Origin of the sequence: Candidatus Palauibacter sp., from assembly GCF_965237495.1 — a bacterium.
Lineage (GTDB): Bacteria > Gemmatimonadota > Gemmatimonadetes > Palauibacterales > Palauibacteraceae > Palauibacter.
Window position 1 is genome coordinate 1409915 of record NZ_OZ250143.1, and the last position, 23222, is coordinate 1433136.

The window sequence follows — 23222 nt, forward strand, 5'->3', positions numbered from 1 at the left end:
ATACGTTGACATAGTGACGGCAACAGGGCACCTTTCCCCTCACCCACCTGAACGAGGGAGAGACCATGCCCCGGGGACGTCCGTTGAAGGAGCTCGAAGTCAGTCAGGGTGCCCGTGAGGAACTCGAGTCGTTGGTGCGTTCGCGCAGCCTGCCCGCCGGGCTCGTGCGCCGTGCGGAGATCGTGCTTCTGTGCGCCGATGGCCTGGACAACAAGGCGGTTGCCGAGAGGGTCCGCACCAGCCGGCAGACGGTCGGCAAGTGGCGCCAGCGCTTCCGAACCCAGGGCCTGATGGGCCTGTACGACGAACGCAGGCCGGGAAAGCCGCGGTCCATCGAAGATGACGAAGTCATGGTGCTGCTGCGGAGGACGCTCGAGACCGAGCCTCCCGACGGCAGCACGCACTGGAGTTGCCGTTCCATGGCGGACGCGGCGGGGGTGTCGAAGTCCACGGTTCATCGCGTCTGGAGAGCGTTCAACATCCAACCTCACCGGCAGAAGCACTTCAAGCTCTCCACCGATCCGTTCTTCGCCGAGAAGGTCCGCGATATCGTCGGACTCTACCTCAACCCGCCCGAAGGCGCGATGGTGCTCTGCGTCGACGAGAAAAGCCAGACCCAGGCGCTGGAGCGAACCCAGCCTCTCCTGCCCCTCGGGCTCGGATACGTCGAAGGCGTCACGCACGGCTACATCCGTCACGGCACCACCAACCTCTTTGCCGCCCTGGACGTGGCCACCGGCCAGGTCATCGCCCAGTGCAAGCCGCGGCATCGTCATCAGGAGTTCCTGAGCTTCCTGGGGCACATCGACGCCAGCGTGCCTCCCGGCCTCGACGTCCACCTCGTCGTCGACAACTACAGCACCCACAAGCATGCCAAGGTCAAGCGCTGGCTCGCCGCCCGCCCACGCTACCATATCCATTTCACTCCCACCTACTCCTCCTGGCTCAACCAGGTCGAGATCTGGTTCAACATCATCACCCAGAAGGCAATCCGCCGCGGCTCCTTCTCCTCGGTCACCCAGCTCAAGGAAAAGATCCTCCGCTTCACCGAGCACTACAACAACTCAGGCACGCAGCCCTTCATGTGGACCGCCACCGCGGACTCCATCCTCCGGAAGATCCAGAGACTATGTACAGCTATCTCTGGGACACGACACTAGAAGGCCGTGGTAAAAGTCGCGATGTCCCGCGAGGATGTTGATGGTTAGATTGAGGGCGGGACAAGAGGCGACTGGCGGTTACGGGAGGGTGGCGATGGCGATGGGTCGGCGCAGGGGCGGGCGTCAGAAGGCGCTGTTCGTGGCGGCCGAGGGGATCCGGGCGCCGGGACACCCGTTCTACCGGGCTCTGGAGGGTCTCTTGGCGGGGGCGGGGTTCGACGCGTTGTGCGAGGAGACGTGCGCGGCGCACTACGCGGAGCGGGTGGGCCGTCCGAGCGTGCCTCCGGGGGTGTACTTCCGGATGCTTCTGGTGGGATACCTGGAGGGGATCGGATCGGAGCGGGGGATCGCGTGGCGGTGCGCGGAGTCGTTGTCGCTGAGGGAGTTTCTGGGCTACGAGCTGGACGAGAACCCGCCGGACCACTCGACGGTGTCGCGGACACGGCGGCGTCTGCCGGTGGAGTGTCACGAGGCGGTGTTCTCCCGGATGCTGGAGCTGTTGCGGGAGAGCGGGCTGTTGAGCGGCAAGACGCTGGGGGTGGACGCGACGACGCTGGAGGGGAACGCGGCGATGCGGTCGATCGTACGCCGGGACACGGACGAGGGCTACGACGAGTTCCTGGAGCGCTTGGCGCGGGCGTCGGGGATCGAGACGCCGACGCGGGCGGATCTGGCGAAGCTGGACCGGAAGCGGCCGAAAAAGGGGAGCAACGAGGACTGGACGCACCCGCAGGACCCTGACGCGCGGATCACGAAGATGAAGGACGGGCGGACGCGCATGGGCCACAAGCTGGAGCAGGCGGTGGACATGGACTCCGGCGCGGTGTGCGCGGTGACGGTGGGGCCGACGACCGGGGGCGACAGCGCCTCGCTGCCGGCCACGCTGGATGAGGCCGGGCGCCAACTGGAGGGCGTGGGCACGGAGGTTCGGGAGGTGGTGTGCGACAAGGGCTACCACTCGAACGCGACGATGAAGGAACTGGCCGGACGCGGCGTGCGCGGCTACGTGAGCGAGCCGAACCGGGGGCGGCGCAGTTGGAAGCGGGACCGGGCGGCGCAGCAGCCGACCTATGCGAACCGGCGCCGGATCAAGGGAGCGCGGGGCCGCCGGCTTCAGCGGGCCCGGGGCGAGAAGCTGGAGCGCGCCTTCGCCCACCTGCTCGCCACCGGCGGCATGCGCCGGACGCACCTTCGCGGGCACGAGAACATCCGCAAGCGCATGCTGGTGCACGCGGCCGCGTTCAACCTGGGGCTTCTGATGCGGAGCCGGTTCGGCTACGGGACGCCGAGAAGCCTTCAGGGCCGGAGTGCGTCCACGCTTCAAGAGGGAGGCCCCGCGGCGGCCCTGTTGGCCTTCCTCGGGCCTATATCGCGCGTGCCGGGCCGTCCGGCGGCCGCCTGGGCCCGGATATCACCCCGCCGCCGCGTTCCCGCGACTATCCCCCGCCACTTCGCTGACATCATATTCCGCGCCCCGTGCGGCCGTTTTGCCACGGCCTGCTAGCTTAAGAGATTCCACTATGGCCGAAACTCCTCCCTCACGCGCTTCTCGGGATGTACCCGCAGTGGCGTGTCGGGCCTTGAAGCAGATCACCCTCTCGCTGCGGATTCGCCGAGCCCTTGGTTCGGCGCGACTGATCCTCGTCGCCGTGTGGCTCACCACGTGCGGCGGCGGGGAACCCACGGCGCCACCCCGGCCAGCGCCCCCTCCCCCTCCTCCGCCGAACCGGGCTCCGCTTGCGGTAGGAGCCATGCCCGCGGTGGAGCTGGCCGTGGGCGATTCCGCGGCGGTGCAGGTATCGGGTTTCTTCAGCGATCCCGATGGCGATGCCCTGACCTATGCCGTCGGCACATCGAACGCCGGCGTGGTTACGGCTGCGATCACGGGCAGCACGGTGACGGTCGTTGGCGTGAGCAGGGGAACGGCCACGGTGACCGTTACGGCCACGGACCCGGGAGGGCTCGCGGCCCAGCAGAGTTTCGCGGTAACGGTCCCCAACCGGGCTCCGGAAGTGACGGACACGATTCCTCCGCAGCGCCTGGCGGTCGGGGAGACGCGCGCGTGGGCCGGACCCGAGTACTTCGCGGATCCGGACGGTGACGCGTTGACCTATGCCGTCGGCACATCGAACGCCGGCGTGGTTACGGCTGCGATCACGGGCAGCACGGTGACGGTCGTTGGCGTGAGCAGGGGAACGGCCACGGTGACCGTCACGGCCACGGACCCGGGAGGGCTCGCGGCACAGCAGAGTTTCGCGGTAACGGTGCCCAACCGGGCGCCGCTCGTGACGGATACGATTCCTCCGCAGCGCCTGACGGCTGGGGAGACGCGGACATGGGCCGGACCCGAGTACTTCGCGGATCCGGACGGCGACGATTTGACTTACACGGCCGGTACAACGGATGCGTCGATCGTACTCGCCTTGGTGTCTGGGGACGAGTTCGGGATTCTCGCCGTCACGCCGGGGACGGCGACGGCTACGGTAACCGCGTCCGACGGCGACGGCCTGAGCGCCAGCCAGAGCTTTCAGGTGACCTCGGAGGCCCAGCTTCCCGTCATCATCACGGATGTCGAACCCGCCGTGCTGCTCGAGGGCGCGAACGCGACCATCCGGGGCTCCGGTTTCTCAATCGTCCCCGGAAACAACGCCGTCCTAATCGATGGTCTGGCCGCGACCGTGACAGCCGCAACGTCAACGAGCCTTTCCGTGGTCGTCCCCTACAGCGATTGCCTGCCCCCGAGGCAGTCCGAGTTGCGCGTGACCGTGCTGGGCCTCAGCGATGCCCGCACCGTCGGGGTGACACCCCGTACCGCGGCGGATCTTGAGCTGCCGCAGGGCTCCTACCGCCTCACCTATGCCGGGAACGGATGCCTCTACCTACCAGGTGACGCCGCGGGCGGCGAGTACCTGATCGGTGTCGTGTCCACATCGGAGATACCGTCCTCTCTGACTCCGGTCACCATGACGAGTATTCAAGGCGATGCAACGGTCTTGGCTGATGCACTAACTGCAGCCGCGTTCCAGCCGCGGCGTCAGGCGGAGGGGACAGCTGGAATGCCTTCGGCTGGGTATCCACCGCGGCCGGCGGGGGTATCCACTGGCACTGGAATCCCCCTTGTCGAGGAGAACGTCGGGCCCAGGCGTAACTGGGTACGTCACAACGAAATAATGGCAGCGAATGAGGAACTACTTCGGCGACTGGGCTCCATGCCCCCTTCACTGGCGTCTGCGCGACAGTCCCGCGTCCTCGTGGTGAACGATACGCTCACACTGTTTACGAGAGGCGAGCCAACAACGTGCGGGGCCCGCGACCAGGTGCGCGCAGTGGTTCGGCTCGACGGTGACAGTGCTGTGTGGCTCGACGACATCGACAACCCGACCGGCACCTTTACAGAGACCGAATTGGCGGAATGGGACGCCTTCTACGCATCCCATGTAAAGGGTGTGCACGACGAATACTTCGGGGCGCTGTCTGATGTCGATGGAAATGGCAAGATTCTCATCCTGATGACAAAAGACGCGAACCGGCACGGTGTTGGAGGGTGGGCTTGGGCGGGGGATCTCTATCCGCCTGATCGATGTGGCACCAGCAATCACGCCGAGATCTTCTTTGCGCGGGTTCCCGACCCCGAAGGTGTCTTCGGAACCGCCGTCACCAGACAGGCAATACTTGCGTACTATCCGGAACTGCTGGCACACGAGGTCACACACCTTGTTCAACGGCACTACTCCGTATTCCAGGGCGCTGACTTCGCTAGATGGGAGACGGAAGGCGGCGCAACGCTGTCCGAACAGTTGGTGGCCTATCGGCTGTTCGGGCATGGGTCGGGCCAGGAACTGGGCTACGCAGCGTACCAACGTGGGGTGGCCTGGTACATCGAATGGGTGACCGGACTGGCCAGATTCTTCGGCTGGGATTCGGATGACTCGACGAACTCAAGCCAGGTCCCCTACGCGCCGGAGCAATGCAGCTGGATTGGGCGTCCGGCGGAGGGCAACGACGGACCGTGTAGGCGTCCGGGTAGGGCGGTGTATGATGTTCCGTCCATGGTGTTCCGATACGCGATGGACCGCTGGGGCGGCGAGTATCCTGGGGGTGAACGGGCCCTGATGCGTCGTCTCAGCCAGTCTCCAGAGAGGGGCCTCGCCTCCCTGGCGGAGGTCAGTGGCTGGCTGGTCGAAGAAATCCTGGCTGATTTCTACATTACGCTCTGGCTGGACCTGAACGGCGCGGACACCTACGGCATGGCGTCTTGGGATCTCGCCGACATCTGGAGCCGGTTCGTTCAGAGCGCCTGGCTTCAGCCCTACGTGTCAACCTCCGGCGCGCTTCGAGGAAACTGGAGCATCCGCGCCGGCTCGACCTTCTACCTTCACTGGACTCCCCGCGGTTCGCGCGGACCCACGAGCCTCAAGGTGACGTCCCCGAGCGGCGCTCGCGTGCCTGGTCACGTCTCGGTGTGGGCTCTCAGGGTCCGATTAAACACGGAAGTGACACCTTCGAAACGCTACATGCCGGTCTCACGGTCGAACTGATCCAAACTTCGCGCGAGTCTCTGGTCACGTGCGGACCGCTGGAGAAAGCTGTCGAAGTGTTGCAGCGAAACGAACGTGGACACGAGACCTACGACTACCTCCCGGTAGAGGACGAAGGCAAAATCACCGGACTCTTCCGCACGAGGACCATCGCGGCTGATCCGCCGGAAGGGGAAACGGTTGTCCAATCGATCATGGACGGCCTCTCGTCAGCGAGTCTCATCGGTGGCGATGGAGCCATCCTTGATTTCCTGCTGGAGGTGGACGAGAAGCCCTACGTCTCGTGGTTGCGGGAAATCGGGTCTCCGGACTCGTTACGTGGTCCGACCTTCAGAAGCTTCCTGTCCGAGCGGTGCTCTTCGGCTTGATCACCGGGCTCGAGATGGAATGGCGCGCGCCATCAGGCGCCGCTACCCGTCCCGAAACGACTGGCTGCAACACCTCGAAGCGGGCGCTAGGCAGCAGGTGGCGGGATTGATCAAGAGAAGTGGCGAGAACGATAGCGAGGTTGATTCGCTCCTCTACACACATTTCGGCGACAAGATGAAGATCTTGCGAGAGATCGATTGTCCCGGTTGCTGGGCGGAATCCAGACGTGAGGAGGAGTTCAAGGAGATCCGGGACCTTCGAAACGCGGTAGCGCACGCCCGAGACTACGTGACCTCCCGAGAGGAAGTGACGAAGATCCAAGGAGTTATCCGAAGCTTGCTGAGGATTCGCTTGGAGTTGAGAAAATGGCAAGCCAGCGGGTCACCTTGAGATGTGAAGGTCAGCTGAGGGGCCCCGGCGCGGTCACCGTTGATGCGGGCCGCGCAGAAGAGGGCAGATCAGTCCAAAGCTCGTCGTTGACAGGGGCGCGGCGCGGGGGCACTTTCCAGACGTTGAAAAAAACGGAAGCGGGGCCGCGATGCCCCCACCCTATCGGCGCACGGGATCGTGTTGCTGCCGGGTCAACGGCATACCCCCCCTTGAGCAGGGGGCGTATCTCCGTACCCGGTCGGCCGCCGCCGAACCGGGCTTTTTTTATGAGGTGAAGTGAACGGAGACCCACGAGTCAACGACAAAATCCGGATCAGCCCGATCCGGCTCATCGACGAGAAGGGTGACCAGCTCGGAATCGTCGCCACGGACGAAGCCCGCGCGCTGGCGGCCGAGCGCGGACTGGACCTGGTGGAAGTAGCGCCCGCGGCGCGGCCGCCCGTCTGTCGGCTGATGGATTTCGGGAAGTACAAGTACGCGCAGGCGCGGAAGGCCCGGGAGGCGAAGAAGAAACAGCACATCATCACCGTCAAGGAGGTGAAGCTGCGGCCGAAGATCGAGACTCACGACATCGACTTCAAGCTGCGTCACGCCCGCAGGTTTCTGGGTGATGGTGACAAGGTGAAGTTCACGCTCATGTTCCGCGGACGCGAGATCACGCACCCCGAGCGAGGGCGACGAATTCTCGACCGCGTGAAGCAGGAACTGCAGGATATCGCGGTGGTGGAGTCGGACATCGCGCACGAGGGCCGCACGATGACGATGCTGATGGGGCCGCACCGGACCTAGGCCGGCTCGCGGGAATCAGAGAATCAGAGATCGATCCTCCGTCGCCGGACGGAGGCCAGACGGAGTGGACGCCATATGCCGAAGATGAAGACGAACCGGTCCGCCGCGAAGCGGTTCCGAAAGACGGGGAGCGGCAAGTTCCGGCGCCAGCGTGCCTACCACAGCCACATCCTCACGAAGAAGAGCCCGAAGCGTAAGCGTCGGCTCCGCCAGGGGACGCTTGTGGCGAAGGCGGATGAGAAGCGGGTGAAGCGACTTCTGGGGACATAGCCCGCCCCGACTTTCCAGCACAGTAGCAGGAGGTGCGGTCATGCCACGCGTGACGAGCAGCGTTGCACGTAACCGTCGCAAGAAGAAGATACTCAAGGAGGCCCGCGGCCAGTTCGGGGCGCGGTCGAAGCTCTATCGTACGGCCAAGAATTCGGTCGAGCGCGGCTGGGCCTACGCCTACGTGGGCAGGCGCCGAAAGAAGCGCGACTTCCGACGCCTGTGGATTGCCCGCATCAATGCCGCGGCCCGGCAGCGCGGCATCTCCTACTCGCGTTTCGTCAGCGGGCTCAGGACGGCCGGCGTGGATCTCAACCGCAAAGTGCTCGCGGACCTGGCCATTCGGGACCCGGTCGCCTTTACCAAGCTTGTCGAGGTGGCCAAAGCCAACGCCCCGTGACCCCGGCCGGAGCGTCTCTCCTCGATCGGCTCTCCCCGATCGAGGCGGAGGGGCTCGCCGCGATCGGGGAGGCGAGGGATCCCGCCGCTCTCGAGTCGGCCCGGGTCGAGTACCTGGGCCGGAACGGGCGGCTGGCCTGCGTCATGTCCTCCATCGGGAAGGTCGAGCCGGCGGCCAGGCGCGAGGTGGGGCAACGCGCCAATGCCGTGAAGACTGCGCTGCGCGAGGCGCTGGAGCGACAGGACCGGCAGTTGGCCGCGACGGCTCGCGCTCCGAGCGGCGGCGTCGACCTCACCCTGCCCGCGCGCGGGCGCTGGGTGGGCGGCGTCCATCCCGTGACCCGCGTGATCGACGAGATCTGCGACATCTTCGCGGAACTCGGCTTCACGCGCGTGCTCGGCCCGGAGGTCGAGTCGACATGGTACAACTTCACCGCGCTCAACATCCCGCTCGATCACCCCGCCGCGGACATGATGGACACGTTCTACCTCGACGACGACACCGTGCTGCGTACCCATACGTCGCCCGTCCAGGCGCGCGTCATGGAGGCGTTCGCGCCGCCCGTGCGCGTCGTCGTCCCGGGGCTCGCGTACCGGCGGGATTCGTTCGATCCCTCGCACGCCCCGGCGTTCGAACAGATCGAGGGTCTCGCGGTCGATGAGGGCGTCGACTTCGTCGAGTTCCGCGCGGCGATCCAGCACTTCGTGCGTCACTTCTTCGGCGCCGGGACGAAGAGCCGTTTTCGGCCTTCTTTCTATCCGTTCACGGAACCCTCCGCCGAAGTGGACGTGTCGTGCGCGGTGTGCCAGGGGAGCGGCTGCCCGACCTGCAAGCGCACCGGCTGGATCACGATCATGGGCAGCGGGATGGTGGATCCCGCCGTGTTCGAGGCCGTCGGCTACGACCCGGAGCGCTACACCGGCTACGCCTTCGGCATGGGGCCGGCGCGGATCGCCATGGTCCGGCACGGCATTCCCGACATGCGGCTTCTCTACGAGGGGGAGATGAGTTTCCTGGGGCAGTTCGTATGAACATCTCCTTCAACTGGATCCATGAGCTGGCGGGGCTGCGCGGCGAGCTGCGGGATCCGCGGGTCCTCGCCGAGCGCCTGACCATGACCGCGGCCGCCGTGGAGAAGATCGAAGCGGTGGGACAGCGGCTCGACGGCATCGTGGTGGCTCGCGTGCTGGACCTGGCCCCGCATCCGAACGCGGACCGGCTCACGCTGTGCAAGGTCGACCGCGGCGACGGGGAGGTGCTCGATGTCGTTTGTGGAGCCCCGGTCATCGAGCGGCGCGGACTCTACCCCCACGTGGCGCCCGGAGGTCGGCTCCCCGGCGGATTCCGGATCGAGAGCCGGAAAATCCGCGGCGAGTTGAGCCACGGGATGCTCTGCTCCGAGGCCGAACTCGAACTCGGCCGCGACAAGGGGGGGATCATGCGGCTCGGCGACGACATCGAGCCGGGCGTCTCTCTCGCCGGAGCCCTCGGCCTCCCGGACACACGCCTGACCCTCGACCTGAATCCGAACCGCGTGGATCTCGCCTGCCACATGGGCGTCGCGCGGGAATTGTCCGGATCGCTGGCGCCGCGCGACTTCGGCGGAACGCGCTGGACCCCCGAATGGCGCGACGCAGACGCGGAGGCGGCGGGCGCCGGGGTGAGGGTCCGCATCGAGGCACCGGAGCGCTGTTCGCGCTACATGGCCGCCGTCGTGCGCGGGGTGAAGGTGGGTCCCTCACCCGCGTGGCTCGCGGGCCGTCTCCTGGCGGCGGGCGCACGCCCGATCAGCAACGTCGTCGATGCCACGAACTACGTCCTCCTCGAACGCAACCAGCCGCTGCACGCCTTCGATCTCGCCAGGCTGGCGGGGCCCGAGATCCGCGTCCGCGCGGCCGAAGCGGGCGAGCCGCTGACGACGCTCGACGGCGAGGAGCACGAACTGACACCGGACCAGACGGTCATCGCCGACCGGGACCGCGCGGTCGCTTTCGCCGGCGTGATGGGAGGGCTCGACACCGAGGTCACCTCGGACACGGTGGACCTGCTGATCGAGTGCGCCGCCTTCGATCCCGCGGGGGTGCGGAAGACCCGTTCGGGCGCCGGGCTGTCCACCGACGCGTCCTACCGCTTCGAGCGGGGGATCGACGTCCACGCGCAGGAGCAGGCGCTCATCCGCTGCGTCGAGTTGATCCTCGCCACGGCCGGCGGCGAGGCGGACGCGATCGGGCTTCGGGTGGGGCTCCGCCCGTCCTCCGCGGAGCCCATCGACTTGCGGGTCGGGCGTGTGGACAAGGTGTTGGGGTTCCGGCTCACCGGCGCTGACATTCTCGACGCGCTGCGGCCGATCGGGTTCGAACCCCTCCCGCCGGCCGAGTCCGGCGGCGACGGAGACCGCGTACGGGATCGTGTGCGGGTCTCCGTGCCCGGCTGGCGTACGGATGTGGAACGGGAGATCGATCTCGTGGAGGAAGTGGCGCGCCGGGTCGGGTACGACGCCGCCTCCGGGCAGGATCGCAGATTCCGGCCCAGCGCGGTGCCCGAAGACCCCCGGGTCGCGAAGGAGGCCCGGGCGCGGAGGATGCTGAGCCGGCGCGGACTGCTCGAAGCCCGCAGCCTGAGCTTCATGCCGCGGGATTTCCGCGGCAACCGGGCGATCGTCGCGGTGCCGAACCCCCTATCCGCCGAGGAGAGCTGTCTGCGCTCCGCCCTCGTGCCGGTGCTCCTGCGGCGCCTGGAGCACAACCACGCGCGCGGCAATCGAGACGTGCGCCTGTTCGAACTGGGTACCGTATTCGGTTACGCCGAGGGGAACGGGCCGTCCGGCGAGACGGGCCGAACCTTCGAGGAGGCGGGGCGCGTGGGCGCGCTGATCACGGGGGCGCGGCGGCCGGATCACTGGTCCGGAGCGAATCTCGACTTCGATCTCTGGGATCTCAAGGAGATCGCGGACGTGCTCGCCCAGCAATTGTGCGGGGCCGAACTGGAACCTTCGCCGGGCGTTGCGGAGGGGGCCGCCGCCGCCCCGCGACCGCCTCTGGCCGGGCCCTGGCTCGCGGACGGCGGGTTCCGGGCCGTCAGGGACGGTCGCGTCATCGGGGTGGCGGGAGCCGTGCACGCCGCATGCATCGACGCGCCGCCGTGGGCGGCCCCGGCCTTCGCGCTCGAGTTCGATCTCGACGCCGTGGAGGGACGCGCCGTTCCCCGGTACCGCCGCACATCGTCCTTCCCCGAGGTGCGCCGGGACCTCTCGATGACGGTACCTCGAGGTGTGGCCGCGGCCGCCATCGAGCGAACGGTACGCGAACACACATCGGATCTGTTACGCGAGGTCCGCCTCTTCGACGTCTATTCCGGGGACGAGATCGAGGGCGGTCGTCTCGGGCTGGCCTGGACGTTCCGCTTCCGTGCCCCCGATCGCACGCTGACCGATCAGGACGTAGAGTCGGAGATGTCCGCGCTGTCCGCTGCCCTGGAGGAACGAGTCGATGCCAGAATCCGCCGGTCCTGAACGTCGCCGGGAGGTCGAGAGGGTGCTCGAGCGCCTGTCCCGAGCCGTGGACGCTGTCGGAGAGCACGTCGAGGGCATCCTGCGGCGCGCCCCCGGGAACGCGGAACCGGACGGCGGGTTCGAGGAGCGTCTCGGCGCGCTCGAAGACGAGAACCGGCAGCTTCGCGAGACGCTGGTGCGCGCGAAACGGAAAGCCGAGCGCCTGCGCACCCGGCTCGCGCTCGTGGAGGATGAGGTATGAGTTCCGCACGTGGAGCGTCGCCGGTGCGCGTGATGATCTTCGGCGAGGAATACCAGATCCGCACCAACCGCCCGGAGTCGCATACCCGGGCCTGCGCGAGATACGTGGACGACGCAATCCAGCGGGCTCACGTCCGGGGGGTCGCGGAGCCGCACCGCGCCGCCATTCTCGCGGCGCTCCAGATCACCGATGAGCTCATCGAGGAGCGCCGTGATGCGGAAGCGCTGGCGCAGGCGGTCGAGGTTCGGCTCGTCGAACTGGCCGAACGCCTCGAGGCGCTGGCCGGGGCGGGCGCCGCGGTGGAAGCCACGCCCGGCGAGGCCCCCGAGGTCGCGGAGGCCGACCCGGCCTGAAGGCCGTCCGCGCGCCTTGCGGCGTCCAGAATCGAACGCGACGTTTCGTTAGGGAAGCGAGTCGGTGTCGTGCTGTCGGTAAAGGCGGCGGCGCGTGAGCGTCGCGGCATCTCGAGATAGATGATCGAACGGAACGAAGGCATCCGTTCGACCTGAGCGGCATGCACCGGTGGACGGGTTCCGCCGGTTTTTTTTGTTCATAGATCGATCGAGGATTGGAGTCTGGCTGTGCTGGAATCCATGAACGTGCCGGTCGTCCTGCTGGCGATCGCGGGTCTCCTGGCGGGGGGCATCGCGGGGATTCTGATAGAGCGCCGGGGTCTGCGCCGGGCACGTAGCCGGCGGGAGACGGAGGGGCGCGGCATCATCGAGTCCGCTCGCCTCGAAGCGCAGAGCGTGCGGAAGGCCGCGGAACTGGAGGGACGGGAGGAGGCGCAGCAGCTGCGCGAAGCGTGGGCGAGCGAGGCCGAGCGGCGCCGGTCCGAGATCGAGCGGCTGGAGAAACGGACCGTCGAGCGCAGCGAGACCCTCGAGCGCAAGCTGGATGTTCTCGACCAGCGACAGGAACGCCTCGATCGGCGTCGTGACGCGGTGGACCGGGAGCGGTCGGAACTCGAGGCCACGGCGGATCGGCTCGACGAACGCGAGCGCATGGTCGGCCGCAGGCTGCAGGAGATCGCGGGGCTCGATCGGGAATCGGCCCGCCGCGAACTCATGGGCCAGATTCGGGACGAGGCGCGTGCGGATGCCGCGCAGCACGTGCGCGAGGTGCGCGAGCGCGCCCGCAGCGAGGCCGAACGCGAGGCCCGCAAGATCATCTCACAGGCCATCGAGAAACTCTCGGTGGATCACTCCTCCGAGGCCGCCGTGTCCGTCGTCACGCTGCCCAGCGATGACATGAAGGGCAGAATCATCGGGCGCGAAGGTCGCAACATTCGATCGTTCGAGGCCGCGACCGGCGTCGACGTGGTCGTGGACGACACCCCCGAGGCGGTCATCCTCTCCTGTTTCAATCCGGTTCGACGCGAGGTGGCCCGCCTCGCCATGGACCGGCTGGTCGGCGACGGACGGATCCACCCCGGGCGGATCGAGGAGGTCGTCGAGAAGGCGAAGGACGATGTCCGGAAGACGATGCGCCAGGCCGCGGACGAAACGCTCTACGAACTGGGGATCCACGATCTGCACCCTAAGCTCCATGAGGTGCTCGGAGTGCTGCGCTTCCGGACGAGCTACGGGCAGAACCAGCTCGAGCACGCGCGCGAGGTCGCGCTGATCGGCGCCACCATGGCGGCGGAGTTGTCGCTCGATGCCCAGATCGTGAAGAGAATGGGGCTGCTGCACGACATCGGGAAGGGCCTCACGCACGAGAAGGAGGGAAGTCACGTCGAGATCGGTTACGATCTCTGCAAGAAGTGCGGAGAGAAGGATCCGGTCCTGAACGCGATCCGCGCCCACCACGGCGAGGAGCCCGCCCGCTATCCGGAAACGTTCCTCGTGACCGCGGCGGATGCGATCTCGGGTGCGCGCCCCGGCGCCCGGCGCGAGTCGTTCGAGCACTATGTGAAGCGTCTTGAGAAGCTGGAGGCGATCGCGAGTTCGTGGGACGGTGTGGAGAAGGTCTACGCGATCCAGGCGGGACGGGAGATCCGCATCATGGTGACGCCGGACAAGATCTCCGACGAGGAGATGGCGGTCCTGTCGGAACAGACGGCTCGCCGGATCGAGAACGAACTTCAGTATCCGGGGCAGATCAAGGTGGTTGTCGTGCGCGAGTCGCGCACGGTGGACTTCGCACGCTGAATCCTCACGCTCGGGCAAAGGAGGCCGGCGCTCCCGAAGCGGAGCCAGGCCCACGGCAACGCTCGAACAGGGAGAAACGGGAAATAGATGGCGGCGCAGATCCTGGATGGACGGCGAATTGCGGCCGAGATTCGTTCGGAGGTGGCGGAGCGGGCGCGGGTCCTGTCCCGGACCGGCGTGCGGCCCGGTCTCGGCGTGGTGCTCGTCGGGGACGACTCTGCGTCCCACGTCTACGTCCGGATGAAGACCCGCGCATGCGAGGAAGCGGGGCTCCACGCGCGCGATATCACACCGCCCGCCGATATCGGACAGGCGGACCTCCTCTCGATTGTCGATGAACTGAACGCGGACCCGGAAATCCACGGGATCCTGGTGCAGCTTCCCCTGCCGCGGCACCTGGACGAGCGGGAAGTGACCGAGAGGATCGATCCGGCCAAGGACGTTGACGGATTTCATCCCGTGAACCAGGGGCGCATGGCACAGGGAGACCCGCACGCGTTCCGGCCCGCGACGCCCGCCGGCGTGCAGGAATTGATCCGGCGGACGGGCGTCGACACCTCGGGGGCCCACGTCGTGATCGTCGGCCGCTCGAACATCGTCGGGATGCCGATGTCCCAGATCATGTTGCAGAAGGAGCCGGGCGCGAACGCCACGGTCACGGTCGCCCACAGCCGGACCCGGGACCTCGGGGCGGTGACGCGCCAGGGCGAGATCCTGATCGTCGCGGTGGGGCGGCCGGAGATCGTTCGCGGCGACATGGTGCGGGAGGGCGCCGTCGTCATCGACGTGGGCGTGAACCGGGTAGAGGATCCTTCACTCGAGCGGGGATACCGGCTGGTCGGCGACGTAGCGTTCGACGAGGCCGCGGAGCGCGCGAGCTGGATCACGCCGGTCCCGGGGGGTGTGGGGCCGATGACGATCGCCATGCTGCTTCGGAACACCGTGAGGTCGGCGGAGCGGATCGGGCGCGTGGCCACGGCGGGGGCCGCGCCGGCGGCGGGATGAGCACGCGCGGCCAGGCCTCGCTGTTCGGGGAGAGGGACGGGGAGAGGGACATCCGGGCGGAGCCCGCCGCCGCCGCCCCGCCGCCGGTCCGTGACGGCCGGTCGTCGGAGGCCGCCGTCACGGTCTCGGAACTCAATGAGGCCGCCCGGGGGGTGCTGGAATCCCGCTTCGGGAACCTCTGGGTGCGCGGCGAGGTCGCGAACTGGAGGGTCTCCCCCGCGGGTCACCGCTACTTCTCGCTGCGGGATCAGGATCGCGACGCGAGTGTGTCGTGCGTCCTCTTCCGCGGTGACGCCTGGCGGCTGCCGGCGGATCCGGACGCGGGGATGGAGGTCTTCGTGCAGGGGCGCCCCACGCTCTATCCCGCGCAGGGTCGATTCCAGCTGCGGATCCGCTCGATCGAGATGGCGGGGGAAGGGCTGTGGCGGATCGCGTTCGAGCGGCTGCGCCGGCGTCTGGACGCGGAGGGACTGCTCGCGGCCGATCGAAAGCGGCCGCTGCCACCGTTCCCGCGCCGCATCGGCGTCGTGACCTCGCGAAAGGGCGCGGCGCTCCAGGACGTGCTCACCGTGCTCCGGCGGCGGGCCCCGTGGGTCGATGTCGTGGTGCGGAACTGTCGGGTCCAGGGCGAGGGGGCGGCGCTCGAGGTGCGGGATGCGCTCCGGCGTGTCGCCGAATGGAGCGCGCTCGACCCCGGCTCGACCCTCGACGCGATCATCCTGAGTCGGGGCGGCGGGTCCACGGAGGATCTCTGGTGCTTCAACGAGGAGATCGCGGTCAGGGCGGTCGCCGAGAGTCCGGTCCCCGTGATCTGCGCCATCGGGCACGAGGTCGACGTGACGCTCTGCGAGTTGGTGGCCGACCTGCGGGCGCCGACCCCGTCGGCGGCGGCGGAACTCGCGGTGCCGGACATCCGGCGCGTGCGGGACTCGCTCGACACGACCGGAAGAGGGCTGGCACGAGGACTGCGCCGCTTCGTCGCGCGTGGACGGGATCGGGTAGATGCGATCGGGCGACGCCTCCCGGCGGCCGCCGGCCATGTGCGGGACATCGCGAAGCTGCGGTTGGAGGGCGTCGAGAAGCGACTCCCGCCGGGGATCGATCGAGCCCTCGCCCGGTCGCGCGCGCGCTTGGCCGGTCTCGCCGCCACTCTCGCCGCCCTCAGCCCCCTCGAGACCGTGGCCCGCGGATACGCGGTCGCCATGGACCTCGAGGGCCGGCGCCTCACACGTGTCGAGGACTTCGAGCCCCGAACCCGCTTCCGGCTCCGCGTCCACGGAGGCCGGGTCGACGCGACCGCCGATGCGGTGGAGTCGGAGACATGACGGCGTCGTCCGAACGCAAGTTCGAGTTCGAGCGGACGGTCCGCGAACTGGAGGAGATCGTCGAGCGTCTCGACCGGGAGGACATCGGCCTCGACGAGGCGATCCGGCTCTTCGAGCGGGGCATCGAACGCCTCGGGGAGGCGCGCCGCTGGCTCGAGGCGGCGAGCGGCAAGGTCGAGGAGCTGATCGCCACCTCGACGGGGAGGCTGGACACGAAGCCTCTGGAGGCGGACGGACCGGCGGTCCACGGGGCCGGCCCGGGGTCGGATGCGCCGGAGGGCCCGGCGTGAGGCCGAGTCTCGAGGCCGCGCGCGCCTCCGTGGACGAGGAACTGGCGACGTGGCTGGGGGATGCCCTTCGGGAGGCCGGACCGATCGCCGAGCCCATCCGCCACGCCGTCCTCGCGCCGGGGAAGCGGATTCGGCCCCTTCTCCTGATCGGCGCATGGGAGGCGGCCGGGGGCTCACCGCGGGGAGGCGCGGCGGATCGTCCGAGTGGGCTCTACCGCCTGGCGCTGGCCCCCGAGCTGGTCCACGCCTACTCCCTGATTCACGACGACCTCCCCTGCATGGATGACGACGACCTGCGCCGGGGGCGGCCGACCCTGCACGTGCGGTACGATGAGCGCGTCGCGATCCTCGCGGGCGCGGCGATACAGCCGCTCGCGATCCTCGCCGTCGGCGACGGAGCCGCCGGCCTCGAGCTGGACGACGGGATCACCGCCCGGCTCATCAGGGTCCTGGCCCGGGCTTCCGGCGGCGTCGGCATGGTGGGAGGGCAGCTTCTCGACCTGCAGGCCGAGCGGGAGGACGTGAGCTTCGAGACGCTCGAACGCATTCATCTCGGCAAGACCGCGAGCCTGATCCGCGCGTGCTGCACCATGGGCGGGATTGCGGCCGGGGCGCCGGAAGAGACCGTCGACCGGCTGACCCGCTTCGGGGTCGCGATCGGCTTCGCGTTCCAGACCGTTGACGATATTCTCGATGTCACGGGATCGTCCCACCGGATGGGGAAAGCCGGGGGACGTGACGCGGCGCTGGGAAAGGCCACGACGCCGTCGGTGCTGGGCCTCGGGGGAGCGAGGGCGAGGGCGGAACAACTGGGCCACGACGCGTTCCGGGAGCTGGCGTCGTTTCAGGCCGCAGACCGGCTTGGAGAGATCGGACGCCTCATCCTCGAGCGCGACCGTTGAGACGGGGCTGAGAGCTTCGAGGAAGCAGGTTCACTATGCGCTTCGCCATCATCGGTAACCCCGAATCTCCGCACTTGGAGCCGTTGCTCGCGCGCGTCGAGCGGCAGGCGGCCGAGTTGGGCATCTCGCTCGTCTTCGAGCCGTCTCTCGCGACGGCCAGCCGCCGCGAGTCCGCGCCGCTGGAGGAGATCGGAGACGATGTCGCCCTCGTGCTCACGCTCGGAGGCGACGGGACGCTGCTGCGCGCCGCGCGGGTCGCGGCACCGCTCGGGATTCCGGTGCTGGGGTGCAACCTGGGCCGACTCGGCTTCCTCACCCTGGTTCCGACCGACGAACTCGAAGCGGCCATGTCGAGCGTGGCGAGCGGAGAGTACGATGTGGAGGAGCGGCTCACCCTGCGCATCGAGGTGCGCGTGAACGGGTCCGACGCCCCGGAGTCGAAGAGCTTCCACGCGATCAACGACGCGGTCATCCACAAGAGCGGCTTCGCCCGCCTCATCAGCTACCGGGTGCTGGCGGACGACGACGTGGTCGGCCAGTACAGCGCGGACGGGATCATCCTGGCCACCGCGACGGGTTCCACGGCCTACAGCCTCTCGGCCGGCGGGCCGATCGTCTCGCCCACCATGGAAGGGATCGTGGCCACTCCGATCTCCCCGCACACCCTGGCCGTGCGGCCGGTCGTCTTTCCGGGCGACACGCGAATCTCCGTGGAACTGCTTTCGGGCGATCACGACCTGCAGCTCACCGTCGACGGACAGCGCGGGTGTCCCCTATCGGTCGGCGACCGCGTGCAGGTCGTCCGCTCACGGCATCCCGTGCGTCTCGTGCGCCTGCCCGACTACTCGTTCTTCACGGTGCTGCGACGAAAGCTGCACTGGGGCGACGTGCGTGCACACCCGTCTCCCGGATCCGGCGGCGGCGCCCATGGGTGAGAGATGCTGACTGAGCTTCGCGTTCGGAACTTCGCCGTCGTCAGGGAGGCCGTCCTCGAGTTCGGGCCGGGACTCAGCGTCCTCAGCGGCGAAACCGGGGCCGGGAAGTCGATCCTCGTCGAGGCGCTCGCGCTGCTGGTCGGCGGGCGCCCCTCCCCGGACATGATCCGGGCCGGGGCGGGCCGGGCGCGGATCGAGGCCCGCTTCGAGGTCGAGGGCGTCGAAGGCATCGCGTCGCTGTGCCAGCAGGCGGGCGTGGATCACGACGACGGCTGGCTGATTCTCCGCCGCGAGCTGCGCCGCGAGGGTCGCCACCGGGCCTGGGTCAACGGTTCTCCGGCCACCACGACGCTGCTGCGCGAACTCGGGGAGCGGCTCGTCGAACTGCACGGGCAGCACGAGCACCAGCGTTTGCTCGACCGAGGCCACCAGCGGCGGATCCTCGACGCGTTCGGGCGCCATGAAGCACTGGTCGCGGAGACGGCGGCGGCCTTCGACGCGTTGCGCGACCTGGACGCCCGGCTCGGGCGAGTCCGCCAGACGGTTCGCGAAGGGCGGGAACGCGCCGACTACCTGCGCTTCAAGTGCGATGAGATCGCGATGGCCTCGCTCTCGCCCGACGAGGATGAGGTGCTGGAGACGGAGGCGCGCCGGCTCACGCATTCCGAGGAACTCATCGAGCTTTCCGGCCTCCTCCACCACCGCCTGTACGAGGCGGAGGGCTCCGTCGTGGACCAGCTCGGGGAACTCGGCAACCGACTCGACGCCCTCGTCACGATCGACCCCGCCGCGAGCCCCTTCCGTGACCTGCACGAAGCGGCGCTCCGCAGCGTCGAGGAACTCGGACTGGGTCTCGCCCCCTATCGCGACGCCATCGAGCACGACCCGCGCCGTCTCGACGAGATCCGCGTCCGCCAGGATCTCCTTTACCGGCTGAAGCGGAAGTATGGAGACTCGCTCGCCGAGGTCATCCGGACGGGTGAGGAAGCCCGGCGCGAGCTCGAGCGGATCGACGGGGCAGACGACGAAATCGCCCGCCTCGAGGCGGGCCGGGAGGTGGCGGCCGCGGTGCTGGCCGAGTTGGCGTCGAAGCTCTCCGAGCGGCGACGCGGCACCGCCGAGGTGCTCTCCGAAGCGGTCAACGCCGCGCTCCCCGACCTCGGGCTGCGGGGCGGCCGCCTCGCGGTACAACTCGTCGGAGATGGGGAGATGCGGCGGCTGGGAGCGGAGCGGGTGGAGTTCCTCGTCTCGCTGAATCCCGGGTTTCCGCCGGCCCCGCTCCGCCGGGTCGCGTCGGGAGGTGAGATGAGCCGGCTCATGCTGGCGCTCGAGGCGGCGCTGATCGAAGTCGATGAACTCCCGATCCTCGTGTTCGACGAAATCGACGTCGGCATCGGGGGCGAGGTGGCGCACCGCGTCGCCGACCGGCTCATCCGCCTCTCCGCCGCGCATCAGGTGCTCGTGGTGACGCACCTGGCGCAGATCGCGGCCCGGGCCGATGCGCACTACTCCATCGGCAAGACCACGGAGGGCGAGGAGACCCGGACGTCGGTGCGCGCGCTCACCGGGGGCGAACGCGTGCTCGAGGTGGCGCGCATGCTCGGAGGCGACCCGGACAGCCGCGCCTCGCGCGCCCATGCGGAGGAGCTGCTCGCCGGCCAGATCTGACCGGCCGGCCCCGGGAACGGCTCGCTAGAAGATGTTGATCGGGATGCGAAAGTCGGCGCCGAATCTGAACGAGGTGGGCGTCTGTCCCCCGGAACCCGCGATGGCCCGTCGCAGCGAGATGCCGAACCGCCAGGGGTTCCGCACCGCGCGCGCGCCCGCCCGCAATTCCTCCCTCCCTCCCGCCTCGGACAGGTCGACGATGAACCCCAACCCGACGCGGTGGCGCGTCTGCGATCCCTCGGCCGCAACCAGGCTCGGGTCCTCGATTTCCGACTCCGGGTCGGTGAGGGCGTAGAAGGGATCCCCCAACTTGAAGTAGTCGTACTCGAAGCCGATCCGCATCGCCGAGTTCAGACGCAGCGAGGGCCGGACGAGAACCCGGACGTACTCTCCGAGATCCCGGAAGAGGAGCGTCTGGCGCGATCCGCTCACGTACGGCTGATCCGGAGGGGTGACGTGGAGCACGTACGCGTCGGACTGCTGGATCCCGTAGTGGCCGGCCGCCTGGATCATGAACACGCGCCCGAACGCGATGTCCTGATAGAGCGCCAGTTCGATATCGGTTTGTCCGTCCCCGAGAGGTAAGTCGGCGGAGTTGGAGGGATCCCGGAACGGCGGGGCGTTCTGCGACTGGATCGGGACGCGCAGGAGTCCGCCGACGGTGGTTCGGAACCGGATGCCTCGCTCCGGATCGGCGGGCCCCGTCGTGCCGGGAATCGGACGACGGCGGGTGATCTGGTCGATGAGGTTCACCCGCGCGAAGACCTCGATCTCCCCAAGGGCGAGACCGTTCCTCGAATTCGCCGGGAGGCGGTCGGCGACTCCCGCTCCGAGGAAGAGAGCCTGGAAGTCGGCTTCACTGGAGAACTCGGGAAGGGCGAGTTCCGGCAGCGAGAGCCCGAAGGCCCCGAACGCGGCCGCGAAGCCCGCGAACCGCCCCATCATCTGCGATCCCGCCGTGCTCGGAGCGGTGGGAATCAGGCCCCCCCCGCCGGCGCGCCGCTCCAGCGCATTCAGGAAGGCCGAGGTGTTGTCCCGTAACGCGATGGCGTCGGAGAGCGCCGGCCCGGTGAGCGCACCGCTGTTGATCAGCTGCCCGAGGGATCCGAGAGCGGCCCGTGCGTCCGTGCTGAACGCCCCGCCGGGCCCCAGCCCGGACGCCGCGCCGGTGACGGTCGCGGCGGTCGAGTCGAAGGCGAATGCGGTCGTCATGTCCGTCAGAGTGAAGGGTGCCCGGAAGCCTACGCTGACCCAGTCGAGGACGCCCACCTCGGCTCCGAGCGCGAGCCGCCGGATCTGGGCCCGCATCACCGAGAAATCGAGGTCGCCGAACGAGAAGTCGTCGAGCGTCACCGGATCGAAGCCGAGTGCGACGGCATCCGCGTTGAGCCCGTCAACGAGGACGTCGGGGGCCGGGAACATCCGCCGGGCGAGCGGGCCGTCGAAGTGGCCCGCCAGCGGCTCCCGGTCGCCGTCCGCGATCGAGTCGGTCGAAGAGTCGAGGGCGAACTGCTCGGACCAGTTGAGCAGGGTCGGCGCCACCTGGAGCCACAACTGCCCGGACCGGGGCAGGCGGGCGTCGCGAAACTGCGCCTCGCAGGGTACCGAGAGCGCGATGAGGGCGAGGATGGCGAGGGGGAGGGTGCGTGGGCACCGGATCTCCGGAAGCATTCCGCGAGTATAGCAGTCCATGGCCGAACCCCGCTACGAGCGGGGTCCTCCCCCCCGGAAGGCACACCGCCGCGCTCCGGCGTCCCGAGACTTTCCGGGGGATGGCCGGCTCATTAGGCTGTGCGATCTCCGGCGCCGTGGCCGAGTGGTTAGGCAGGGGCCTGCAAAGCCCCCTACTCCGGTTCGAATCCGGACGGCGCCTCTCTTTCCGTGCTCAGGACCGGCGATCGAAAGGGAGGCGGGGTTGGCCTTCAGACTTAATGTGGACAACGCCCTCCTCCTGCTCCTCATCTTCATTCCCATCACGCTCGTTCTCGAGTACGTGGTCCACGCCTCCCCGACCACGCTCTTTATTACCTCGGCGGTGGCGATCGTTCCCCTCGCCGGAATCATGGGGAAGTCGACGGAGATGCTGGCCGAGCATGTGGGGGCCGGACTCGGGGGGCTGCTGAACGCGACGTTCGGGAACGCCGCGGAACTCATCATCGCCATCTTCGCCCTCGAGGCGGGCCTCCACGACCTCGTGAAGGCGTCGCTCACGGGGTCGATCATCGGGAACCTCCTCCTCGTGTTCGGGCTCGGCGCCCTCCTCGGCGGGCTGAAGTTCCGCCGGCAGGTGTTCAACCGGACCGCCGCGAGGCTCGGCGCCACCCTCCTCCTGCTGAGCGCGGTGGGGCTCACCATCCCGTCGCTCCTGCACTTCACGCGCGGTGGGACGGGTTCGGCGAGCGGTGCGGAGCCGGTCGCGGATGCCGCGATGGTCTCCGGCTCACTAAGCGTCGAGATCGCCGCCGTCCTCATCGTGTGTTACGTGCTCTCCCTCGTGTTCGCGTTCACGACCCACCCGGAACTCTATCAGGGCGCGTCGCACCACGAGGACCACGGAGAGGGCGGGCCCGTCGCGGGGCCGGCGTGGTCGAAGGGAAAGTCGTTCGCGATCCTCCTCGCGGCGGCGGCTTTCGTCGGCTGGATGAGCGAGATCCTCGTGGGCGGGGCGGAGGAGGCGGCGCACGCCCTGGGGATGAACGCGGTCTTCGTCGGGGTCATCGTCGTCGCCCTCGTCGGCAATGCGGCCGAGCACTCGACGGCCGTTCTCGTCGCGCTCCGTAACAAGATGGATCTGTCGCTCCAGATCGCGGTCGGTTCCTCGCTCCAGATCGCCCTCTTCGTCGCGCCGCTGCTCGTCTTCCTCTCCTACGCGATCGGTCCGGCTCCGATGGACCTCGTGTTCACGCCGCTCGAGGTCGCGGCGGTCGCGATCTCGGTGATCGTCGTCGGACAGATCTCCGGGGACGGGGAGACGCACTGGATGGAGGGGGTCCTCCTCCTCGGCGTCTACGTGCTGCTGGGCCTCGCGTTCTTCAACCTTCCGGCGTAGCGGCCCTTCGCCGCCGCGTTGGCAAGCTCCAGCAGTGGGGCCATGTAACCCCTCGCGGGTCGGTTGCGTCCAAGTTTTCGGCTCCGTGGAACAAGATCAGGCTTCGCGGGGTCGTTGGTGGGTGGTGAACGACGCCGGGGCGCCGGATCACCCTCCTGTGGCAGGGAAGAAGTGGGGATGAAGTCCATTCTACCGAAGTGATTCCGCGCGCCCCGGCGTCACTCTTCCAG

Annotated in this window: 21 protein-coding genes and 1 tRNA gene; 21 read left to right on the forward strand and 1 reads right to left on the reverse strand. The window is 68.4% G+C overall.

Features of this window, described 5'->3' with window-relative positions:
* Positions 1-65: 65 nt before the first annotated feature.
* The 19 genes from ACPXY0_RS06060 (at position 66) to recN (ending at position 19943) form a co-directional block, all read left to right on the forward strand.
* Complete coding sequence (locus tag ACPXY0_RS06060) at positions 66-1160, forward strand: IS630 family transposase (protein WP_423926975.1); 1095 nt, start codon at positions 66-68, stop codon at positions 1158-1160.
* A gap of 94 nt (positions 1161-1254) precedes the next feature.
* A complete protein-coding gene (locus tag ACPXY0_RS06065) occupies positions 1255-2664 on the forward strand; it encodes a transposase (protein ID WP_423929416.1) in 1410 nt (469 codons plus the stop codon).
* 508 nt (positions 2665-3172) lie between these two features.
* Entirely contained in the window at positions 3173-5698 is a 2526-nt protein-coding gene (locus tag ACPXY0_RS06070; protein WP_423929418.1) for an IPT/TIG domain-containing protein, read from the forward strand.
* 56 nt (positions 5699-5754) lie between these two features.
* Positions 5755-6066 (forward strand): hypothetical protein, encoded by a 312-nt coding sequence (locus ACPXY0_RS06075; protein ID WP_423929420.1) that lies wholly within the window; start codon positions 5755-5757, stop codon positions 6064-6066.
* 19 nt (positions 6067-6085) lie between these two features.
* Complete coding sequence (locus ACPXY0_RS06080; protein WP_423929422.1) at positions 6086-6457, forward strand: hypothetical protein; 372 nt, start codon at positions 6086-6088, stop codon at positions 6455-6457.
* 276 nt (positions 6458-6733) lie between these two features.
* Positions 6734-7246, forward strand: a complete 513-nt coding sequence (gene infC / locus ACPXY0_RS06085) for a translation initiation factor IF-3 (protein WP_423929424.1) — start codon at positions 6734-6736, stop codon at positions 7244-7246.
* A gap of 75 nt (positions 7247-7321) precedes the next feature.
* Positions 7322-7516: a 50S ribosomal protein L35 gene (gene rpmI, locus ACPXY0_RS06090; protein ID WP_419165791.1), complete on the forward strand. Its 195-nt coding sequence runs from the start codon at positions 7322-7324 to the stop codon at positions 7514-7516.
* Between the two features lie 40 nt (positions 7517-7556).
* Positions 7557-7913: a 50S ribosomal protein L20 gene (gene rplT, locus ACPXY0_RS06095; protein WP_419935671.1), complete on the forward strand. Its 357-nt coding sequence runs from the start codon at positions 7557-7559 to the stop codon at positions 7911-7913.
* Positions 7910-8944: a phenylalanine--tRNA ligase subunit alpha gene (gene pheS / locus ACPXY0_RS06100; protein WP_423929426.1), complete on the forward strand. Its 1035-nt coding sequence runs from the start codon at positions 7910-7912 to the stop codon at positions 8942-8944. Before rplT ends, pheS begins: the two co-directional genes overlap by 4 nt.
* Positions 8941-11424 carry a phenylalanine--tRNA ligase subunit beta gene (gene pheT, locus ACPXY0_RS06105; protein ID WP_423929428.1) on the forward strand — a complete coding sequence of 828 codons (2484 nt, stop codon included), beginning with the start codon at positions 8941-8943 and terminating at the stop codon, positions 11422-11424. Before pheS ends, pheT begins: the two co-directional genes overlap by 4 nt.
* A complete protein-coding gene (locus ACPXY0_RS06110; protein WP_419941572.1) occupies positions 11402-11665 on the forward strand; it encodes a hypothetical protein in 264 nt (87 codons plus the stop codon). Before pheT ends, ACPXY0_RS06110 begins: the two co-directional genes overlap by 23 nt.
* Positions 11662-12018: a cell division protein ZapA gene (locus tag ACPXY0_RS06115; RefSeq protein WP_423929430.1), complete on the forward strand. Its 357-nt coding sequence runs from the start codon at positions 11662-11664 to the stop codon at positions 12016-12018. Before ACPXY0_RS06110 ends, ACPXY0_RS06115 begins: the two co-directional genes overlap by 4 nt.
* 228 nt (positions 12019-12246) lie before the next feature.
* Complete coding sequence (gene rny, locus ACPXY0_RS06120; protein WP_423929432.1) at positions 12247-13818, forward strand: ribonuclease Y; 1572 nt, start codon at positions 12247-12249, stop codon at positions 13816-13818.
* Between the two features lie 87 nt (positions 13819-13905).
* Positions 13906-14823 carry a bifunctional 5,10-methylenetetrahydrofolate dehydrogenase/5,10-methenyltetrahydrofolate cyclohydrolase gene (locus ACPXY0_RS06125; RefSeq protein ID WP_423929434.1) on the forward strand — a complete coding sequence of 306 codons (918 nt, stop codon included), beginning with the start codon at positions 13906-13908 and terminating at the stop codon, positions 14821-14823.
* The gene (xseA, locus tag ACPXY0_RS06130) at positions 14820-16148 is read left to right on the forward strand and encodes an exodeoxyribonuclease VII large subunit (protein ID WP_423929436.1); all 1329 of its coding nucleotides are present in this window, start codon (positions 14820-14822) and stop codon (positions 16146-16148) included. Before ACPXY0_RS06125 ends, xseA begins: the two co-directional genes overlap by 4 nt.
* Positions 16145-16438 (forward strand): exodeoxyribonuclease VII small subunit, encoded by a 294-nt coding sequence (xseB, locus tag ACPXY0_RS06135; protein WP_423929438.1) that lies wholly within the window; start codon positions 16145-16147, stop codon positions 16436-16438. Before xseA ends, xseB begins: the two co-directional genes overlap by 4 nt.
* On the forward strand, positions 16435-17340 hold the full coding sequence (locus ACPXY0_RS06140) for a polyprenyl synthetase family protein (RefSeq protein ID WP_423929440.1): 906 nt from the start codon (positions 16435-16437) through the stop codon (positions 17338-17340). Before xseB ends, ACPXY0_RS06140 begins: the two co-directional genes overlap by 4 nt.
* 35 nt (positions 17341-17375) lie before the next feature.
* Positions 17376-18275 (forward strand): NAD(+)/NADH kinase, encoded by a 900-nt coding sequence (locus tag ACPXY0_RS06145; protein ID WP_423929442.1) that lies wholly within the window; start codon positions 17376-17378, stop codon positions 18273-18275.
* A 3-nt stretch (positions 18276-18278) separates the two neighbouring features.
* On the forward strand, positions 18279-19943 hold the full coding sequence (recN, locus tag ACPXY0_RS06150; RefSeq protein ID WP_423929444.1) for a DNA repair protein RecN: 1665 nt from the start codon (positions 18279-18281) through the stop codon (positions 19941-19943).
* Positions 19944-19967: 24 nt separating this feature from the next.
* On the opposite strand, the gene ACPXY0_RS06155 is transcribed toward recN, so the two are convergent.
* Positions 19968-21614 carry a hypothetical protein gene (locus tag ACPXY0_RS06155; protein ID WP_423929446.1) on the reverse strand — a complete coding sequence of 549 codons (1647 nt, stop codon included), beginning with the start codon at positions 21612-21614 and terminating at the stop codon, positions 19968-19970.
* A 131-nt stretch (positions 21615-21745) separates the two neighbouring features.
* Between ACPXY0_RS06155 and ACPXY0_RS06160 the strand changes: the two genes are divergently transcribed.
* Both ACPXY0_RS06160 and cax read left to right on the forward strand, forming a co-directional pair.
* A tRNA-Cys gene (locus tag ACPXY0_RS06160) sits at positions 21746-21816 on the forward strand.
* A gap of 42 nt (positions 21817-21858) precedes the next feature.
* Positions 21859-22992, forward strand: a complete 1134-nt coding sequence (cax, locus tag ACPXY0_RS06165) for a calcium/proton exchanger (RefSeq protein WP_423929448.1) — start codon at positions 21859-21861, stop codon at positions 22990-22992.
* Positions 22993-23222: the final 230 nt, after the last annotated feature.

Bases quoted from the DNA above. Each gene is read 5' to 3' on its own strand.
- ACPXY0_RS06060 (WP_423926975.1), top strand. From the start codon at position 66: ATGCCCCGGGGACGTCCGTTGAAGGAGCTCGAAGTCAGTCAGGGTGCC.
- ACPXY0_RS06065 (WP_423929416.1), top strand. From the start codon at position 1,255: ATGGCGATGGGTCGGCGCAGGGGCGGGCGTCAGAAGGCGCTGTTCGTG.
- ACPXY0_RS06080 (WP_423929422.1), top strand. From the start codon at position 6,086: ATGGCGCGCGCCATCAGGCGCCGCTACCCGTCCCGAAACGACTGGCTG.
- rpmI (WP_419165791.1), top strand. From the start codon at position 7,322: ATGCCGAAGATGAAGACGAACCGGTCCGCCGCGAAGCGGTTCCGAAAG.
- rplT (WP_419935671.1), top strand. From the start codon at position 7,557: ATGCCACGCGTGACGAGCAGCGTTGCACGTAACCGTCGCAAGAAGAAG.
- pheT (WP_423929428.1), top strand. From the start codon at position 8,941: ATGAACATCTCCTTCAACTGGATCCATGAGCTGGCGGGGCTGCGCGGC.
- ACPXY0_RS06110 (WP_419941572.1), top strand. From the start codon at position 11,402: ATGCCAGAATCCGCCGGTCCTGAACGTCGCCGGGAGGTCGAGAGGGTG.
- ACPXY0_RS06115 (WP_423929430.1), top strand. From the start codon at position 11,662: ATGAGTTCCGCACGTGGAGCGTCGCCGGTGCGCGTGATGATCTTCGGC.
- ACPXY0_RS06125 (WP_423929434.1), top strand. From the start codon at position 13,906: ATGGCGGCGCAGATCCTGGATGGACGGCGAATTGCGGCCGAGATTCGT.
- xseA (WP_423929436.1), top strand. From the start codon at position 14,820: ATGAGCACGCGCGGCCAGGCCTCGCTGTTCGGGGAGAGGGACGGGGAG.
- xseB (WP_423929438.1), top strand. From the start codon at position 16,145: ATGACGGCGTCGTCCGAACGCAAGTTCGAGTTCGAGCGGACGGTCCGC.
- ACPXY0_RS06145 (WP_423929442.1), top strand. From the start codon at position 17,376: ATGCGCTTCGCCATCATCGGTAACCCCGAATCTCCGCACTTGGAGCCG.
- recN (WP_423929444.1), top strand. From the start codon at position 18,279: ATGCTGACTGAGCTTCGCGTTCGGAACTTCGCCGTCGTCAGGGAGGCC.
- ACPXY0_RS06155 (WP_423929446.1), bottom strand. From the start codon at position 21,614: ATGCTTCCGGAGATCCGGTGCCCACGCACCCTCCCCCTCGCCATCCTC.